The organism is Stenotrophomonas sp. STEN022 (assembly GCF_056760155.1).
Window position 1 is genome coordinate 13,663 of record NZ_JBRREG010000021.1, and the last position, 18,546, is coordinate 32,208.

Sequence of the window (18,546 nt, forward strand, 5' to 3'; positions counted from 1 at the left end):
CCGATGCGTATCGGGCTGAAGCTGTTCCTGGGGTTCTTCCTGATTGTCGGTATCGCCGCGTTCTTCGTGATGCGTGTGTTCGTCAACGAAGTGAAGCCCGGGGTGCGCCAGGCGATGGAGTCCACCTTGGTGGACGCGGCCAATGTGCTGGCGGTGATGGCTGCGCCGGATCTGAAGGCCGGCCACATCGGCGACGGTGACTTCGCCGCACGCCTGGCCACCGCCCAGCGCCGCGATCCCAAGGCGATGGTGTGGCGCTTCCCCAAGCGCAGCATCGACTACCGGGTGACGGTGACCAATGCGCAGGGCATCGTGGTCTACGACTCGCGCGGGCAGGATGTGGGCCGCGACAATTCGCGTTGGAATGATGTCTACAGGACGCTGCGTGGCGAGTACGGCGCACGCTCCAGTCCGGAGATTCCGGGCGACGAAACCAACACCGTGATGCACGTGGCCGCGCCGATGTACGACCCGGCTGACGGACGCACCCTGATCGGCGTACTGACCCTGTCGCAGCCCAACGACACCATCGATCCCTTCATCGTCGCCAGCCAGCGCGCCATCATCGCGCGTGGAGCCTGGTTGATCGGGCTGTCGGCACTGATTGGCCTGTTGATGACCTGGTGGCTGTCGCGCGGCATCAGCGGGCTGAGCCGTTATGCCAAGGCCGTCAGCGCCGGTGAGCCGGTGGCGCCACCGAAGCGTCGCCGCGACGAGATCGGCGACCTCGGTCAGGCGCTGGAAACCATGCGCCGCAAGCTCGAAGGCAAGGCCTATGTCGAGCAGTACGTGCAGTCGCTGACCCACGAGATGAAGAGTCCGCTGGCGGCGATACGTGGCGCTGCCGAACTCCTGCAGGAGCCGTTGCCGGAAGCTGAACGGCAGCGCTTCGCCGCCAACATCGTGCAGCAGGAGCGGCGCCTGACCGAAACCATCGACCAGTTGCTGCGGCTTGCCGAGGTTGAACAGCACGGCTGGCTGCAGCGGCGCACCGAGGTGGATCTGGTCGCGGTCTGCCGCGCGCTGGCCGAGGATGCGGCGCCACGCCTGCAGGCCGGGCAGATCCAACTGGATGTGGAACTGCCGGAGCGCGCAGCGGTGCAGGGCGATGCCTTCCTGCTGCGGCAGGCGCTTTCAAACCTGCTGGACAACGCGATCGCGTTTTCCGCGCCGGGCGGCCGCATCGTGCTGAGCGTGCAGCGGCAGCAGCAGAACTGGCGCATCGCCGTGCGCGACAACGGCCCCGGTGTGCCGGAGTACGCGCAGGAGCGGGTGTTCGAGCGCTTCTATTCGCTGGCGCGCCCGGGCACGGGGCAGCGCAGTTCCGGCCTGGGCCTGCCATTCGTGGCCGAAGTGGCGCGCCTGCATGGCGGCGTCGCGGAACTGGGCAACCATCCTGAAGGTGGTGCCGAAGCGCGCCTGCTGCTACCGGCTGGCTGACTTCACATTCGCTTCAAACTCGGCACAAACCCTGCTCACCGGTCGCGTTCAACCTGTCCCTGTTTCCACACGAGGACGGGACATGACTTCCCTGAAACTGCTGTTGCGCTTCGCCATTGTCGGCGGGCTGGTGTTGTTGCTGCTGATTCCCCTGCTGCTGATCCGCAGCACCATCAATGAGCGTGAGCGTTACCGCGACGAGGCAGTCGAGCGGGTATCACAGAGCTGGGCCGGCGAGCAGTCGCTGATCGGCCCGGTGCGGGTGCTGCCGTGGACCCAGCAGCGCGAGGTCGAGATTCCGGCCGAAGGCAATAATCCGCGCAAGACCGAAATGCGCGTCGAGAGCGGCTACGACCTGCAGATGCCGACGCGTTTGAATGTGCAGGGCAATATGCGCACCGACGAGCGCACAGTGGGCCTGTTCAAGGTGCCGGTCTACAACTGGCAGGCCAAACTGCAGGCCGAGTTCGCCGAGAGCAGCTATGTGGCGGTGCCGGGGCGCACCTACGGTCGTCCCTATCTGGCGTTGGGCGTGTCCGATGTGCGCGGTCTGGTAGGCACGCCGAACCTGCGCGTCGACGGCCGTGCGATCCAGCTGCAGCCCGGCTCCGGTGCTCTGGAGGGAACCTCCAAGGGCCTGCATGCACCGCTGTCGGTACTGCCGGATTCGATGCAGGGTGTGTTGCGCGAGGGTGGCAAGGTCGAGCTGGAGTTTGTGCTGGGAGGCACGCGTTCGCTGGCGGTTGCGCCGGTCGGCGATGACACCCGCGTCTCGCTCTCATCAACCTGGCAGCACCCGCTGTTCGGTGGCAGCTTCCTGCCCAATGAGCGCAGCATCGATGTCAGCGGCTTCAAGGCGGAGTGGGCGGTGTCTTCGCTGGCTTCGGCGGCACAGGCGCAGCTGGTCAAGGCGATACGCAGCGATGGCGGCAGCGTGGAAGCCTTGAACGTAGCCTTGGTGGACCCGGTGGACACCTATACGCAGGTGGACCGTGCCAGCAAGTACGGCATCCTGTTCGTGCTGCTGACCTTCGTTGGCTTTGCATTGTTCGAGCTGATCAAGCAGCTGAAGATCCATCCGCTGCAGTACCTGCTGGTTGGCCTGGCATTGGCGATCTTCTTCCTGCTGCTGCTGAGCCTGTCCGAGCAGATTGCATTCTGGAAGGCGTATCTGATCGCGGCGGCGGCGTGTATCGGCCTGCAGGGTTTTTATCTCAGCGGGGTGCTGCACAGCTGGAAGCGCGGTGTCGGTTTCGCGACGATGCTGACCATGTTGTACGGCGTGCTGTACGTGCTGCTGGTCTCGGAGAACAACGCGTTGCTGATGGGTTCGCTGCTGCTGTTCGGCATCCTCGCGGCGATCATGTGGGTCACGCGCAAGGTCGATTGGTACGAGCTGAGCAATCGCGCGGTGAGCAAGCAGGCTTGATTGGACGATTGCGATGACGGGGCGGGGTGGCGTTGGCCATCCCGCCTCTTTTGCAAGGAGGAATGACATGAATCGTGCATTGATCCATCGCCGGGCGCAGCGCTTGTTGCCGGCGGGTATCGAGACCTGCGGTTTGTTGCACTTTGGCTTGGCGCCGGGGCAGGTTGAGCGGGCGTTGTTGGGCAGTGTGTTTGCGGGTGAGCAGGTGCAGGGGGTTGTTGCGCTGCGCTTGTCGTTGTCGACGGCGTTGGCGATCCGGCGCAAGGGGCTGCGGTACTTCGAGCCAGGGGATTGGGTGTATTCGGCGTTTTCGGCTGCGAGTGCTTCATTCATTGCCGAGGTGTTGCCGCCTGGGCATGGGGCGGGTTATTCGGCGGTGGCATTGGATGGCCGCGCGTGGTTTGTGGTGCTGCCGGTGGAGCGCTTGGTGATTTACGGCTGGTGGGAGTGAGTTGGCTGTTGGCGGCAGACGAGGGCCCCGCCCCGTAGTACCCCCTTCCCCCGCTTGCGGTATAAGGTGCCCGGAGGGCGGATGAGGGGAGCTTTTAGCTTTGGCGTTTGCTGTTGACCAATAGCCAAAGTCAAAGTCCAAGCCAAAGCGGGAGCAAGGGCTTTCACTCCCCTTCGGGGAGCGAGTTACTTCTCTTTGCTTGTGCAAAGAGAAGATAACCAAGAGAAACACACCCTGCCTCCGCGCCCACGCCGCTGCGCGACGCGGGTTCACTCCGCTGGCAGGATATTTCGACGAAACATCCTAGTATCGTCGAAAAACGACGTGCGTCCTGCACGTCGCCCCGTGCGGGGTCTTGTCTGCCAGCTCCGTCGCTGCGGAAGGGGCCCGGTAAGTCAATGGCGGAAGCAACAGCAACAACGGCAACAGCAACAGCAACAGCAACGGCAACGGCAACGGCAACGGCAACAAGCGCAACGACTGTGGGCTGATACGGATCCGGGTTGCGCACCCCTTGAGAACTGCCGGGATGTACTCCGAAAGCCAATGCCCTTGATCGGCAAAGTCGGCGGCAGCCTGCGCTAGCGTATGTGCTGGTGACTCGCGCGGACTGAATCGCACCGTCGTTACCAAACCATGACCATTGGCCGACTCGGCAGCCGCTGTTCACTGGCTAGACTCGGTGGTTTGTCGTCATTGGGCCTTGGGCCGGGGAAAGCATGATCAAGCGGGGTTTGTTGGCGTTGTGCATGGGGTTGGCGGTGAGCGCTTCGGCGCAGGCGGCCGAGCAGGTGGATCTGGACATGGTCAGCAAGATCCGCCAGGAGGCGTTCCACCGTTCGCAGGTGATGGATACCTTCAGCCATCTGACCGAAACCATCGGCCCGCGCCTGAGCAATTCGCCGGCCATGACCCAGGCCAATGTCTGGAGCCGTGGCAAGTTCAATGAGTGGGGCTTGGTCAATGTGCATGACGAGGCCTTTGAGGACTTCGGTCGTGGCTGGGAATTCACCTCGGCCAGCGTCGAGATGCTGGGCCAGCGCGTGCAGCCGCTGCACGCCCTGCCCAAGGCGTGGACGCCGGGCACCAATGGTGCGGTGGAAGGTGAGCTGATCCAGGTCGATATCAAGAAGTTGGCCGACCTCGAGAAGTACAAGGGCAAGCTGCGCGGCAAGATCCTGCTGCTGGGTGATGCGCGCGAATACAAGCGTGGCACCGAGTCGGACTCGCACCGTCACGATGCGACCTCGCTGGAAGGCCTGCAGGCGTTCACCATTCCCAAGGCGGCGGAAGAGGACCGCGCAAAGCGCCTGAAGGAGTTCAACGAGCGCCAGGAACTGACCAAGGCGGTCAATGCCTTCTTCATTGAAGAAGGCGCGCTGGCGTCGATCAGCATCAGTGGCTGGGACAACGGCATCATCCGTGTCGCCGGTGGCGGTTCGCGCAAGGCCGGTGAGTCGGTGGGCATCCCCGAGCTGGCGATGATTGCCGAGCACTTCAATCCGCTGGTGCGCGCGCTCAAGGACAAGCAGACGGTGACGCTGCGGGTCAATGTGGATGCGCGCTTCACCGATGAGACCAATCAGCCAGGCCACAACACGCTGGCCGAGATCCGCGGCAGCAGCAAGGCTGACGAGATCGTGATGCTGGGTGCGCACATGGACTCCTGGCACACCGGTACCGGCGCGGCCGACAACGCCGCCGGCGTCGCGGTGATGATGGAGGCGATGCGCATCCTCAAGGCGGTGGGCGCCAAGCCCAAGCGCACGATCCGCGTGGGTCTGTGGAGTGGTGAGGAGCAGGGCCTTGTTGGTTCGCAGGCCTACGTGGCACAGCACTTTGCGCGTTATCCTGAGCCGACCGATGCGACGCAGAAGGCGCTACCGGCGTCGTTGCGTGAGCCGACGGGTCCGCTGCAGAAGCTGCGTGATTACGAGAAGTTCCAGGTCTACTTCAACATGGACAATGGTTCGGGCCGGTTCCGTGGCATCTATGCGCAGGAAAACATGGCGGCGATGCCGATCTTCGAGGCGTGGTTGAAGCCGTTCAACGATGTGGGTGCGACCACGGTGGCCACGCGCAACACCGGCAGCACGGACCACATCAGCTATGACCGGGTTGGCCTGCCGGGCTTCCAGTTCATCCAGGATCGTCTGGATTACTTCAGCAATGTGCATCACAGCCATCTGGATACCTGGGATCACGCCGAGGCCGAGGATCTGAAGCAGGCGGCGGCGATTGTTGCGTCGTTCGTCTACAACGCTGCGATGCGCGAGGAGCGGTTCCCGCGCAAGCCGCTGTTGGAGAAGTGAGCTAGCTGGGTTTGCTTGAAGGAAGGGCCGCATCGCGGCCCTTCTGCTTTTCGCGCAGAACGAACAGATGCTTGGTGAGTCCCTTCTCCCGCTTGCGGGGGAAGGTGCCCGAAGGGCGGATGGGGGGAGCTTTGGCTTTGGCTTCGGTTGTTGCTCTAAGCAACAGCAACAGCAAGAGCAAGAGCTTTCACTCCCCTGCGGGGAGCGAGTCACTTTTCTTTGCTTGTGCAAAGAAGAAGTAACCAAAAGAAACACACCCTGCCTCCGCGCCCACGCCGCTGCGCGGCGCGGGTCCACTCCGCTGGCAGGATTTTTAGACGAGACATACCTGTCTCGTCGAAAAACGACGCACATCCATGTGCGTCGCCCCGTGCGGGGTCTTGTCTGCCAGCTCCGTCGCTGCGGAAGGGGCCCGGTAGGTCAAAAGCTGGAGCAACGGCAACGGCAATGGCAATGGCAATGGCAACGGCAACGGCAATGGCAATGGCAATGGCAATGGCAATGGCAACGGCCGAAGCCGAAGCCGAAGCCAGAGCCGAAGCCAGAGCCAGAGCCGAAGCCGAAGCCGAAGCCAGAGCCAGAGCCAGAGCCAGAGCCGAAGCCAGAGCCAGAGCCAGAGCTAGAGCTAGAGCTGCCCTCACCCCAACCCCTCTCCCGTGAACGGGAGAGGGGCTTGCAGCTGCAGTTCGACGGTTCTTGTTGCGTCTTTCGGTCCGCGCGCAAAGGGCTGGAGCGGGTTCGAAGCACCGGCAGGGGGGAAAAGGTAAAATGCCCCGATTCCAACTTCTGCGCCCGTCATGACCGTCCGTACCCGCTTTGCCCCCAGTCCCACCGGCTACCTGCATATTGGTGGCGCCCGCACCGCGCTGTATTGCTGGCTGGAGGCGCGTCACCGTGGCGGTGAGTTCGTGCTGCGCATTGAAGATACCGACCGCGAGCGCTCCACCCAGGCGGCCATCGATGCCATCCTCGAGGCGATGGACTGGCTGGGCCTGGGCTATGACGAGGGCCCGATCTACCAGACCGCGCGCGTCGCCCGCTATCAGGAAGTGGCCGAGCAGCTGATCGCCTCCGGCAAGGCGTATTACGCCTACGAAACCAAGGAAGAGCTCGACGCCATGCGCGAAGCCGCCATGGCCAAGCAGGAAAAACCGCGCTACAACGGCGCCGCCCGCGAGCTCAACCTGCCGTACAAGGACGACCCGAACCGCGTCATCCGCTTCAAGAACCCGCTTGAAGGCACGGTGCTGTTCGATGACCTGATCAAGGGCAATATCGAGATCGCCAACAGCGAGCTGGATGACATGGTCATCTTCCGCCCGGACGGCTACCCGACCTACAACTTCGCGGTGGTGGTCGACGATTGGGACATGAACATCAACGAGGTCATCCGCGGTGATGACCACATCAACAACACCCCGCGCCAGATCAATCTGTACGAGGCCATCGGCGCGCCGGTGCCGAAGTTCGGCCACATGCCGATGATCCTGGACGAGCAGGGTGCCAAGCTGTCCAAGCGCACCGGCGCGGCCGACGTGATGCAGTACAAGGACGCCGGCTACCTGCCCGAGGCGCTGTTGAGCTACCTGGCCCGTCTGGGCTGGTCGCACGGTGACCAGGAGATCTTCACCCGCCAGGAACTGATCGACCTGTTCGACGTCACCAACTGCAATTCCAAGGCCGCGCGCCTGGACATGGCCAAGCTGGGCTGGGTCAACCAGCACTTCCTGAAGACCGAGACGCCGGAGTCCATCGTCCCGCACCTGGTGTACCAGCTGGAAAAGCTCGGTCTGGACATCAGCAAGGGCCCGGCCCCGGTCGATGTGGTCATCGCCCTGCGTGAACGCGTGCAGACCCTGAAGGAAATGGCCGAGAAGGCCGTGGTCTGGTACACCCCGCTGAGCGAATACTACGACGCGGCAGTGGTCAAGCACTTCAAGGCCGGCGCCGACGTGCCGCTGGCCAAGGCCCGCGAGCTGCTGGCAGCAGCTGAATGGACCGCCGAAGGCGTGTCCGTGGCACTGCACGAGGTGGCTGCGCAGCTGGAAATCGGCATGGGCAAGGTCGCCCAGCCGCTGCGCGTGGCCATCACCGGCACCCAGGTGAGTCCTGACATTTCCCATACCGTGTATCTGGCTGGGCGCGACGAGGCCTTGAAACGCATCGACGCCGCACTCATCAAGATCCCAACGGCCTGACCCCGAGGTAGACATGACCGACGCACACTCCTGCACCGCCCCGCACCACCACGTCGAAGACGCGGCCGGTTTTGTCGCGGTGGTCGAACGGGTGTGCCGTGAGCGCGGATTGCGGTTGACCCCGATCCGCGCCAACGTGCTGCGGCTGATCGCCGAGGCCGGCAAGCCGGTCAAGGCTTATGAGCTGCTGGAATGGGTGCGTGAAGGCAAGGGTGTGGGCGCCGATGCCCCACCCACGGTCTACCGCGCGCTGGACTTCCTGATGGCCAACGGTTTCGTGCACAAGCTGTCGTCGGTCAACTCGTTCGTCGCCTGCCACCACCCGAGCAGCAACCAGCATTCGGTACCGTTCCTGATCTGCGACCGCTGCCATAGCGCAGTGGAGCTGGAAGACCGCGACATCGTCCGCCAGCTCGAAGCCCGCGCCAAGGAATTGGGCTTCAAGCCGCAGGCGCAGACGCTGGAAGTGCACGGCCTGTGCGCGAACTGCGCAGGCTGAAGTTCTAGCCCCTCTCCCTGCGGGGAGAGAGGGGCAGCGTGCGAACCATTGGTTCGCTGCCCATCGAACGCCCTTGCGCCAGCGCAAGGGCCGGGGTGCGGAGCAGGGGTTGGGGAGAGGGTGAAGCGCCCCGCGGAAATGATTTTTGTAGGAGCGGCGTAAGCCGCGAAGCCGATAGGCTTCGACCGCCCCGGCTACTTCGGTGTGGTCAATGCGCTATCGGCTTCGGATGTTGCGGTGGTTTCGCGGCTTACGCCGCTCCCACAACAACCACATATCGCTCCTACGGCTTCGGCTTCGCCTCGTAAACCACTTCGCCATCCTTGATGGTCTGCAGCACCTTGATGGTGTGCAGCTGGCTGCGTTCGATGGTCATTGGGTTGTCCGAGAGCAGCGCCAGGTCCGCACGCTTGCCGACTTCGATCGAGCCCTTGCTGCTCTCCTCGCCGTACTGGCGCGCTGCCCACAACGTGATCGACTTCAGTGCGATCAATGGCGATACCCGTTGATCCGGTCCCAGCACGCGGCCACTGCGGGTCACGCGGTTGACCGTCGCGTCCAGCACCCGCATCGAATCCGGGAATACCACCGGCGCATCGTGGTGCGAGGTAAACACCATGCCCGCATCCAGCACCCATTGCGTGGGCGAGATGTTCTCGGCGCGCTCCGGGCCCAGTACCGAGTCGCGGTGCCAATCGCCCCAGTAATAGGTGTGCATCGGGAACAGCGAGGGGAAGATGCCCAGACGGCGTAGTTCGCCAACCTGGTCCTTGCGCAGGGTCTGGCCGTGGATCAGTACGGGGACGAGGTGCTTGTCCGGGTACTTGGCTTCTGCGACGGCGACGGCGTGGATCAGCTGATCAATCGCGGCATCACCATTGGCATGTGCCTGTACTTGCCAGCCATGTCCCCACGCCTGGGTGATGAGGTCATCGACCTTGGCGGTGGGGAAGGCGGGATAGCCGGCATAATCCGGCTTCTCGCCCTCGGGGACCTTGTAATAAGGCTTGGTCAGCCACGCGGTTTTGCCCTGTGGCGATCCGTCCAGGCTGATCTTCACGCCGGCGATGCGGAAGTGGTCGGTGTAGTTCAGGCCATAGAAGGGCCCCTGCATTGCTGGATTCTGCAAGGCCACTTCAATATCCGGATAGGACACCACATCGATCTTGAGCTTGCCGGCCTTGGCCGCCATCGGCAGCAGCTGCAAGGTGCCGGCGTCGGTCTTGGCGTCCTGGGCGGTGGTGTAGCCGTACTTCATGTACAGCGCTTGGCCGGCTTCGAGCATGGCAAAGGATTGCTCGACAGTCATCGCCGGCATCAGCTTGGCCAAGGCGATGTTGTGCGCGCTTTCCTCCAGCACACCATCGGGCACATTGCTGCCCGGCTCGCGGCGGATCACGCCACCGGGTGGATTGGGTGTGTCGGCGGTGATGCCGGCCAGTTCCAGCGCCTTGCTGTTGTAAGCACCGAGATGGCCGGACTGGTGCATCAGGATGATCGGTATGTCGGTGGCGATCGCATCCAGATCCTGCCGGGTCGGATGGCGCTGTTCGACCAGTTGCGAATCGTCGTAGCCGAAGCCGATCAGCACCTTGTAGCCTTCGGGCGTGGTTGGGTGCGCGCGGAATTCGCGCATGATCTTCTGCAGCGCGGGTATCGAGTTGCCTTCGCCATCGGGCGCAGGCAGCAGGTTGGCTGATAGCGCCTGCAGGCCGACACCTGAAACGTGGCCATGTGCGTCGATGAAGCCGGGCGTCAGCGTATGACCCTGCAAGTCGATCTGCTGCGCCTGCGGACTGAAATGGAGCGCTGCCTTGAGAGTGCCGACAAAGGCGATGCGGCCGTCGCGCACGACGATGGCTTCTGCGTCGGGGTGGCGGTCATCCACGGTGACGATGGGACCGCCGGAATACAGTTTGTCTGCTGCGTTGGCAGAGGTGGCCGTGAGTGCGGCCAGGACGGAGAGCGCCAGAATCATTTTCACCGAGGGTTCTCCCGGCTGTGAGCAGGGGTACAGCCTAGCGCAATCGGGTGAAGGCTTTGCTTTCTCCCTTGCGCAGCAGGGGGAGGGGTGGGGAGGGGGTGGCTCTGGGCCTTTCTAGCGATCTCAGCTTCGCGGCTTACGCCGCTCCCACCAGATGGTCGGTAGCGCCCTTGCCGAGCATGGCTCGGCACTACCGTCACCGATCGCGGTGCTCGCGGGAGCCATTTGCATCGTGTGGTTGCCGCTTTAGCCCCTCTCCCGCTGGCGGGAGAGGGGTTGGGGTGAGGGCTGCTCTTCGCTGGTAACGCCCCTGCCGAGCATGGCTCGGCACTACCGCTGTTGCTCCCTCCCTTGCGCAGCAGGGGAGGGTTGGGGAGGGGTTGGCTTTCAGGCCTTTCGCGCAATGTCGGCTTCGCGGCTTACGCCACTCCCACATGATGATCGGTAACGCCCTGCCGAGCACGGCTCGGCACTACCGTTGAGCGGGCGCTGCGGCGGTGTCCACTTCCACCACCACCGACATGCCGGGGCGCAGGCGCGCGGCCAGTGGCTGGTCGGGGTCGATGGCAATGCGGATCGGCAGCCGCTGCACCACCTTGGTGAAGTTGCCGCTGGCGTTGTCGGGCTTGAGCACCGAGAACTCCGAGCCGGTGGCCGGGGCGATCTGCTCGACGCGGCCGCGCAGCTTCTTGCCCTGGAAGGCATCTACGCTGAATGTCGCGGGCTGGCCGATCGCCATGTTCCAGGTCTGGCCTTCCTTGTAGTTGGCTACCACCCACAGCGTGTCCGGGACCAGGAACAGCAGCTGGCTGCCGGCGGTAACGTACTGCCCAAGCCGAACGGTCGCTTCCGATACCTGGCCATCACGCGGTGCCTTGATGACGGTGTTGTCGAGGTCGATCTTCGCCAGTTCCAGCGTGGCTTCAGCCATGGCGACTTTTGCCTCCAAGCCCTTGCGTGCCACTTCGGTGGAGGTGAGGGTTTCTTCGGCGATATGGATGGCTGCCTGCGATTGCGCCACGCCGGCAGTCGCCGCCTGCGCCGAGGCGCGCAGCTTGTCGCGGTCGCTATTGGAAACCAGTTGTTGTGCTGCCAGGGCTTCATAGCGCTGCAACTCGGCGCGGCTGCGCTGCTGCTCGGCCTGCTGCGCCGAGTGGTTTGCCCGTGCCGAGCTGATCTGCGCGCGGTTCTGCGCCTGGCTCTGGTCGGAGTTGGCCAGCTGCGCGCGTGCATCTTCGAGCGAGGCCAAAGCTTGATCCACCTTCTGTCGGTAGATGCGCTGATCGATGCGCAGCAGCGGCTGGCCCTGTTTGACGTGGTCGAAGTCGCTGACGAGCACTTCGGTGACATAACCGTTGACCTGCGGTGCCAGCACGGTTACCTGGCCGCGCACATAGGCATCGTCGGTGTGCATGTGCGTGCTGTTGAACGGCCACAACTGCCAGGCGCGCAGGATCAAGGTCAGCCCAACCAGGGCGACGATGATCATCAGCACCACCGCACGTCGACTCGGGCGGTTGTACTTGGACACCGGCGTGGGCGGCGGGGTTGAAGTGTTCTTTTCGGTCTTGTTGCTCATGTTTCTGCTCGGTTGTCCTGGGCCCCGGCGCGGCCACGCCGGATCACCTGTTTCACGCGGGGATTGCGCAGCGTCACTTCCAGCAGCAGCCAGGTCAGGAAGCAGATCGCGACCCAGCCACTGAAGGCGAATACATCGTTGAAGGCACGTACATTGGCTTCGCGTTTGGCCGCTGCCGCCAAGGCGGCACTGGCCTGCGCCTTGAGTTGTACGGGGTCGGTGATGACGCGGGCGTAGGCTTGCTGTTGCAGCTGCAGGCGGCGCGCTACCTGCGGATCGGCGGGATTGAGCTGGCTTGCCAGTGCGCTGGAATAGATGTGCTCGCGGTGCAGCTGGAAGCTGCTCAGGAAGGCCGAGCCGGCAAGGCTGCCGAAGCTCTGCGTCAGCGACAGAATCACGATGAAGGACACGATGTGGTCCAGCCCACGCGCCATCGCCTGGCGTATGCCGATCAGCATCAGCGGGCCCATGAACATGCCGCTGCCCACCGCCGCCAGGAACTGGCTGAGGGCGAAATCCATCGGTCGGTCCATGCTGGTACGGTGCTGGTCGAGGAAGGCGGCACTGCCGAGCAGGATGATCGACATCAGCAACTGCGGGATCAGCGCCTTCGGCCCGAACGTCAACGCACCGGCAGCGATGCCGACCAGCACGCCGATCAGGATGACTCCGAACAAGGGCGCCATCTGGTCTGGGCCCATGCCCAGCGTGCGCATCATCGAGATCATCCCGTAGGACTGCTCGTTGGTGAGGAAGCGGATCAGGAACGCGCCGACGATGAAGCGCAGCATCACCGGCCCCATCAGCCAGCGCACCTGCAGCAGCGGGTTGCGACGCTGGTGCTCGATGCACAGACCGGTGGTGATCAGCACCACCGCCGCAGCCAATGCCCAGCCCAGCCATGGTGAGTCGAACCACCAATGCGGGTAGCCCTGGCTCAGCACCACCACCAGCAGCGCCAGACCCGGCGCGAGCAGGGCGAAGGTGAGGAAGTCGGTGCGTTCGAAAACCTTGATCTGGATGCCGGGCGGCAGCTTCAGCACCACCACCGCGGCAAACGAACACAGCGCCAACCCGGCCTCGAACAGATACAGGTTCTGCCATTCGCCATGGTCGAGCAGGCTGGGTGACAGCAGCCACGCCAATGGCACGGCGAGCTGCGACAGGCCGACGCCTATCACCAGCAGGTTGCCCACGTATTTGCGCGGCAAGGCCTGCAGCATGTACAGCGTGCCCAGCGTGGTGCAGGCGGCACCGGCAAAGCCGCTGCCGGCGCGTACCAGCAAGGTGGTCGTGTTGTTGCCGACAAACAGATGCAGCACCGCCAATGCGGCATAGGTGCCCAGGCCGATCTCGGCGAACAGGCGGATGCCGTACTCCTGGCGGAACTTGAACACCAGCAGGTTGGCGCTGACATTGACCATCAGGTAGGCGGCGACCAGCCAGTTGGCCTCACTGGCCTGCAGTCCCATCTGGCCGGTGATCAACGGCAGGTTGGCGCTGATCAGGGCATTGCCCAGGCCGCCGGTGATCGCCACCAGCACCGCCACGGCGGCGTAGGCCGCGCGGCGGTGCGGCGGATGCCAGGGCATCGAGGCCGAGCCGGGCAGGCTTGGCTTCTCGTGCTCTTCCCAGTCCGGAATGGGCTTGAGGGGCTTCATGTGCGCTCTGCTGCAGCCTGCACGGACAGGCCGGGACGCAGCAATTCAATCGCACGCCGCGCGAGGGTGGCGCGATCTTCTACGGTGCGGCCGCGCAGGGCGGCACCGAGCATGCCGGAGATCAACGAGATATCCGACAACTGCAGGTCAAGCCGGCACAGCCCTGCGGCCTTGGCCCGCAGCAGCGCCGGTTCGGACAGGCCGAGAATGCGCTCGCGTGCGGCCTTGATCGTGGGCTCGTCCGGGTCCACTGCGCGCCAGTAATCGGCCAACGCAGGCGAATGCACGATGCGCCTGGCCATGCCGATGATCAGCTCGAACAGGGCATCGTCGCGCTCGCCCAGCTCCTGCAGGTGCACTTCGATCTTTTCCACGGTCCGTTGTAGCAGGGCTTCGATCAGCGCGGTGCGGTCGGGGAAGTTGCGGTACAGCGTTGCCCGGCCTACGCCGGCGCGAGCCACCACCAGGTCAAGTGGAGCGGTGATGCCGTGCTCGCCGAACACGGCGTCAGCCGCATCCAACAGCAAGGCACGACGCACAGCGGCATCGGAGCGAATGGAGGTCATGTCCATATGATCCGGACAAAAGTGTCCGGTTTCAATGGGCGGCATGGAACGGGCCGTTGCGGCGGGGCGTTCCCGTTCAGCCCGCGGCGAGCTGGCGGCGCAGTGGTGCTTCGCGGATCGGCAGGTTGATCAGCGCCGCAGCAGCGGCCAATGCCATGTCCGCGTACCACATCCAGCTGTAGTCGCCGCCGTATTCGAGTGCCACGCCACCCAGCCAGGCACCGAAGAACGCGCCGATCTGGTGGGAGAACAGGGTGAGGCCGAACAAGGTGCCCATGTGACGCGGACCGAACAGCTTACCGACCAGTCCCGCAGTGGGCGGCACCGTCGCCAGCCAGGTGAAGCCCAGTGCGGCGGCGAACACATAGAAGGTCATCGGTGTCGGCGGTGATGCCAGATAGACCGCGATCAGCACCGCGCGGCTGAGGTACATCCAGAACAGCAGCCACTTCATGCGGAAGCGTTCGCCAAGCGCACCGATGATCAGGCTGCCGGCAACATTGAACAGGCCGATCAAGGCAATCGATACGGAGGCCACGTTCGGCGACAGCCCGCAAAGTGCGATCTCGCCGGGCAGGTGGGTGACCAGGAAGGCGATATGCACGCCACAGGTGAAGAAGCCCAGATGCAGGCACCAGTAACTGCGGTCACGCAGGGCGCGCTGCAGCTGCGGACGCAGCGCTTCGCCGTCGTCACTGGCCTCGTTGCGTGGCGCGCGCTTGCGCAGCGGCCAGGCCAATGGCAATGACAGCAGCACGATGAAGGCCAACGCATACAAGGCCTTGATCCAGCCGAAAGCACTGAGCAGCAGCTGCACCAGTGGTGCGAACAGGAATTGGCCGAGTGAGCCGCCGGCGTTGATGATGCCGGCGGCCATCGAGCGCTTCTGGGCGGGAATACGCCAGGCGGTTGCGCCGATCAGCACCGAGAAACTGCCGGCACCGGCACCGGCTGCCAGCAGCAGGCCAAAGCTGAGGTTCAGCCCCCAGGCGCCGGGCAGCAAGGTTGCCGCGATCAGGCCGACCGCCAGCAGCGCGCCGCCGCCGACCAGTACCGGCAGCGGTCCGCGTTGGTCGGCCATGGCACCGAAGAATGGCTGCACTGCACCCCATACGAATTGGCCGATCGCCAGCGAGAAGCTGATCTGGGCGATGCCGAGCCCGGTCGAAACATGGATAGGGTCGATCAACAGGCCGCTGGTCTGGCGCACGCCCATGGTCACCATCAGGATGCTGGAGGCAGCGAGCAACAACAGCCAGGGAGTGCGCGTGGGGGCCTGCGTGGTCATGCTGATTGCTCCTGTTCCAGTGCCTGGGTGAGTGCTTCCAGCTGGTGGTTGAGATCTTCGATGCGCTTGCCGCCGAACAGCATTTCGATCTCCTGCTGGGCTTGCTGCCAGAGAGGAAAGGCCTTCTGCAGGCGGCGCTTGCCGGCGGCGGTGATGTGCAGTTGGCGCTGGCGGGAGTCCGCGCCGGGGGCGGAACTGAGCAGGCCCGCTTCGAGCAACGGCTTGAGGTTGCGGGTGAGGGTGGTGCGGTCCATGCCCAGCGCATCGGCGAGCTCGCCGAGCGGGCGTGGCTGGCTGGAGCGGCGCAGGATGGAATAGGCGTTGAGGCTTAGATCGGCGGCGGCCAGATGGCGGTCATAGAGCTGGGAAACGCGGCGCGTGGCGCGGCGCAGCTGGAAGCAGGTGCAGGGGCTGGGGGCGTCCATCGGCTTGTGGGGTAGGGCGATGGGTTGCAGTTTATGTGTATATGCACGTAATTGCGAGGGCTGGGTCCTGGCGACTCTGGCGCTTTGTGCGCTTAGCTTTGGTAGTGGTAGTGGTTGTGGCTTTGGCTGTGGCCTTGGCCTTGGCTCTGGCTTTGGTTTGGCTGTTGCTGTTGCCTTCCCTTCTCCCGCTTGCGGGGGAAGGTGCCCGGAGGGCGGATGGGGGGCTCTTGATTTGGCTCTATCTGAGTGGGTTACCAAAGCGGGGCTCTGCACAAAAATAAAACCACCTGACGGTGGTTTTCAGGTTTGCTTGGGTTGCTAGGCAGGAGGGCAAAAAGCAGAAGCAGAACTAAACGCAGGAGCAGAAGCTTGCCCTCACCCCTACCCCTCTCCCGCAAGCGGGAGAGGGGAAAGACAGGAGCAGGAGCCAAAGCTCAGAGCCAAAGCTCAGAGCCAAAGCTCAGAGCCAAAGCTCAGAGCCAAAGCTCAGAGCCAAAGCCTGCGACGAACCTTTAGAACCAGGCGCGGATGCCAAATGCCACACCGCGGCCTGGCAACGGCGAGTAATCCCGCAGCAGCGATGTATGCGGGCGTGCTTCACGATCGGTCAGGTTGCTGCCATCGAGGAACACTTCGTAGCTGTTGCTGCCATTGCGATCCCAGCGGTACGCCACGTGTGCATCCACCAGCGTGTAGCCGGCGCTGGTTTCCTCGTTCACTGCAACATCCTTCTGGCTGCCGTAGCGCACAGCACCCAGCGACGCGCGCCAGCCACCCAGCGACCAATGCAGGTCGGCACCAACACGGGCCGGGGCGATGCGCGGCAGGTAGCCGCCATTGGCCAACTCGACGTTGTAGTTGTGTGCGTGGTCACCGTGCGGCACGGCGATGGCGACATCGCGGGTGCCGCTGCCATCCAGTTCTGCCTTCACGTAGTCACCAAACACGCGCAGGTCCCAGTCACCGGCGACGTTCTCCAGCATGTGCCAGGTGGCTTCGACTTCAGCGCCCTTGAAGGTGGCGTCGTTCTGGGTCCAGGTGCGCACCGGCAGGCCACCTTCGACCACGCCGGTGTCGGCCAGGTAGATGAAGTCCTTGAACTTGGTCTGGTAGATCGCTGCCTGCACATCGATACGCTCGTTGTGCGCGTGCAGGCCCAGCTCCATGCGACGACCGCGCTCGGTGTCCAAGTTGGCGTTGCCGATCTCCAATGAGCGGGTGGCAATGTGGGCGCCAGCGGCGTACAGCTCTTCGTTGGTCGGCGCACGCTCGGAGGCGTCCACGCCGAAGCGCAGGTCGAAGGTGTCGTTCAAGGCCCAGATGCCGGACGCCGACAGGTTGGTCGCGCCGAAGCTGCGGTTGCGTTGGGCATCGTTCGGGTCGAGTTTGACCCGGTCATGGCGTGCACCCAGTTCCAGCTTGAACGGGCCGAACTGCTTTTCCTGCAGCACGAAAGCACCAATGGTGTCGGTGGTGGTGCCCGGTACGAAGGCTTCTTCGCCGGTGGCGCCGAAATCGCTGCTGCCGAACTGCACGCCGAAGGCACCGTCCCAGCCGGCCAGCGGCTGCTGCACGGCTTCCACGCGGCCTTCAAAGCCCTTGTTGGTGAAGCGGGTGGACGGGGTGCCGGCTTCCAGCTCGGTGTGCTCGTAGTCGGTGTAGCCGCCACGCACGGTCAGGCTCTTCAGGAATGAGGTCGGGTTGTACAGACCGCCCTTCAGGTCGAAGCGGTTCTGCACCATGTCGATGCGCACATCGTGCTCTTCGCCTTCCTCGCCGTGGTCGTGATCGTGATCATCATGGTCGTGGCCGTGGTCATCGTCGGCATGCACGTGGGCGCCATTGGGAATGCCGTAGTTGCTGCGGTAGGTGCCCGGCGAGGCACCGAGGAAACCGTTCTCGCCGAACCAGGTGGCGCCGACGCCGCCGGCGCGGGTGCGCGTCGAGCTGTTGTCCAGGCGGCCGCGGGTGCCGGCGTCTTCGTCGTGGGCGTCGTGATCGTCATGGCCATCGGCGTCCAGCGCGTGCGGGTCGATCGCGTAGCCAGGGATGCGGTAGTCATCGCCATTGCGGATCAGGCCGTCGACATGCAGGACCAGGTTGTCGCCGCTGACGCCGTCCAGACGGAACATGCCGCCGCGCTCCTGGTTGACCGAGTTGCCACGCAGTTCGGCGCGGCCGCTGATTGGGCGGTCCGGTACTTCGCTGGCGATGCGGCCATCGACCACGTTCACCGCGCCGCCAATGGCACCGCTGCCGAACAGCAGTGTGGCCGGGCCTTTCAACACCTCGATCTGGTCGGCCAGGAAGGGTTCGATGGCGGAGGCGTGGTCGGCGCTGACGGTGGAGGCGTCCATGTTGCCGACGCCATTGGACACCACCGCCACGCGTGGGCCTTCCTGGCCACGGATGATCGGGCGGCCGACGCCGGGACCGAAGAAAGTGCTCTGCACGCCGGGTAGCTTGGCCACGGTGTCGCCCAAGGTGCCGGATTTGTGTTCGTCCAGATCGGTGCCTGCCAGGACCTCGACCGGGCGTGCCAGCGACTCGGCAGAGCCCTGCAGCGGTGAAGCGGTGACCTTTACTGCGGTCAGTTCGGTCAGGTGATGGCTTTGCCCGGCGTCGTCATCGGCGGCACTGGCGACGGCAGGCAGGGCGGCGGCAAGGGCGAGGAATAGCAGGTGGTGCCGGGTGTGACGGGGGAAGGGCATGAG

13 protein-coding genes are annotated in these 18,546 nt (G+C 64.2%); 6 read left to right on the plus strand and 7 right to left on the minus strand.

What is annotated here, in order from left to right:
• Positions 1-3 precede the first annotated feature (3 nt).
• The 6 genes from creC (at position 4) to ACVOMF_RS06640 (ending at position 8,329) form a co-directional block, all read left to right on the plus strand.
• Complete coding sequence (creC, locus tag ACVOMF_RS06615; RefSeq protein WP_481508550.1) at positions 4-1,440, plus strand: two-component system sensor histidine kinase CreC; 1,437 nt, start codon at positions 4-6, stop codon at positions 1,438-1,440.
• Positions 1,441-1,522: 82 nt separating this feature from the next.
• Positions 1,523-2,869, plus strand: a complete 1,347-nt coding sequence (creD, locus tag ACVOMF_RS06620; protein WP_481508551.1) for a cell envelope integrity protein CreD — start codon at positions 1,523-1,525, stop codon at positions 2,867-2,869.
• Between the two features lie 67 nt (positions 2,870-2,936).
• The gene (locus ACVOMF_RS06625; protein WP_481508552.1) at positions 2,937-3,320 is read left to right on the plus strand and encodes a hypothetical protein; all 384 of its coding nucleotides are present in this window, start codon (positions 2,937-2,939) and stop codon (positions 3,318-3,320) included.
• 719 nt (positions 3,321-4,039) lie between these two features.
• Positions 4,040-5,632, plus strand: a complete 1,593-nt coding sequence (locus ACVOMF_RS06630) for a M20/M25/M40 family metallo-hydrolase (protein WP_481508553.1) — start codon at positions 4,040-4,042, stop codon at positions 5,630-5,632.
• 797 nt (positions 5,633-6,429) lie between these two features.
• The gene (gltX, locus tag ACVOMF_RS06635; protein ID WP_481508554.1) at positions 6,430-7,830 is read left to right on the plus strand and encodes a glutamate--tRNA ligase; all 1,401 of its coding nucleotides are present in this window, start codon (positions 6,430-6,432) and stop codon (positions 7,828-7,830) included.
• A gap of 13 nt (positions 7,831-7,843) precedes the next feature.
• Positions 7,844-8,329: a Fur family transcriptional regulator gene (locus tag ACVOMF_RS06640; RefSeq protein ID WP_282266682.1), complete on the plus strand. Its 486-nt coding sequence runs from the start codon at positions 7,844-7,846 to the stop codon at positions 8,327-8,329.
• A gap of 283 nt (positions 8,330-8,612) precedes the next feature.
• Here ACVOMF_RS06640 and ACVOMF_RS06645 read toward each other — a convergent pair whose 3' ends face one another.
• The 7 genes from ACVOMF_RS06645 to ACVOMF_RS06675 form a co-directional block, all read right to left on the minus strand.
• Positions 8,613-10,307 (minus strand): amidohydrolase, encoded by a 1,695-nt coding sequence (locus ACVOMF_RS06645; protein ID WP_481508573.1) that lies wholly within the window; start codon positions 10,305-10,307, stop codon positions 8,613-8,615.
• A 478-nt stretch (positions 10,308-10,785) separates the two neighbouring features.
• On the minus strand, positions 10,786-11,892 hold the full coding sequence (locus ACVOMF_RS06650) for an HlyD family secretion protein (protein ID WP_481508555.1): 1,107 nt from the start codon (positions 11,890-11,892) through the stop codon (positions 10,786-10,788).
• Positions 11,889-13,553: an MFS transporter gene (locus ACVOMF_RS06655; RefSeq protein WP_481508556.1), complete on the minus strand. Its 1,665-nt coding sequence runs from the start codon at positions 13,551-13,553 to the stop codon at positions 11,889-11,891. The genes ACVOMF_RS06650 and ACVOMF_RS06655 overlap by 4 nt, the downstream gene beginning before the upstream one ends.
• Positions 13,550-14,119, minus strand: coding sequence for a TetR/AcrR family transcriptional regulator (locus ACVOMF_RS06660; protein WP_481508557.1), 570 nt, complete (start codon positions 14,117-14,119; stop codon positions 13,550-13,552). The genes ACVOMF_RS06655 and ACVOMF_RS06660 overlap by 4 nt, the downstream gene beginning before the upstream one ends.
• Before the next feature lie 76 nt (positions 14,120-14,195).
• Positions 14,196-15,407 carry an MFS transporter gene (locus tag ACVOMF_RS06665; protein ID WP_481508558.1) on the minus strand — a complete coding sequence of 404 codons (1,212 nt, stop codon included), beginning with the start codon at positions 15,405-15,407 and terminating at the stop codon, positions 14,196-14,198.
• Positions 15,404-15,832, minus strand: a complete 429-nt coding sequence (locus tag ACVOMF_RS06670) for a MarR family winged helix-turn-helix transcriptional regulator (protein ID WP_481508559.1) — start codon at positions 15,830-15,832, stop codon at positions 15,404-15,406. The genes ACVOMF_RS06665 and ACVOMF_RS06670 overlap by 4 nt, the downstream gene beginning before the upstream one ends.
• Positions 15,833-16,344: 512 nt before the next feature.
• Complete coding sequence (locus tag ACVOMF_RS06675) at positions 16,345-18,543, minus strand: TonB-dependent receptor (protein WP_481508560.1); 2,199 nt, start codon at positions 18,541-18,543, stop codon at positions 16,345-16,347.
• Positions 18,544-18,546: the final 3 nt, after the last annotated feature.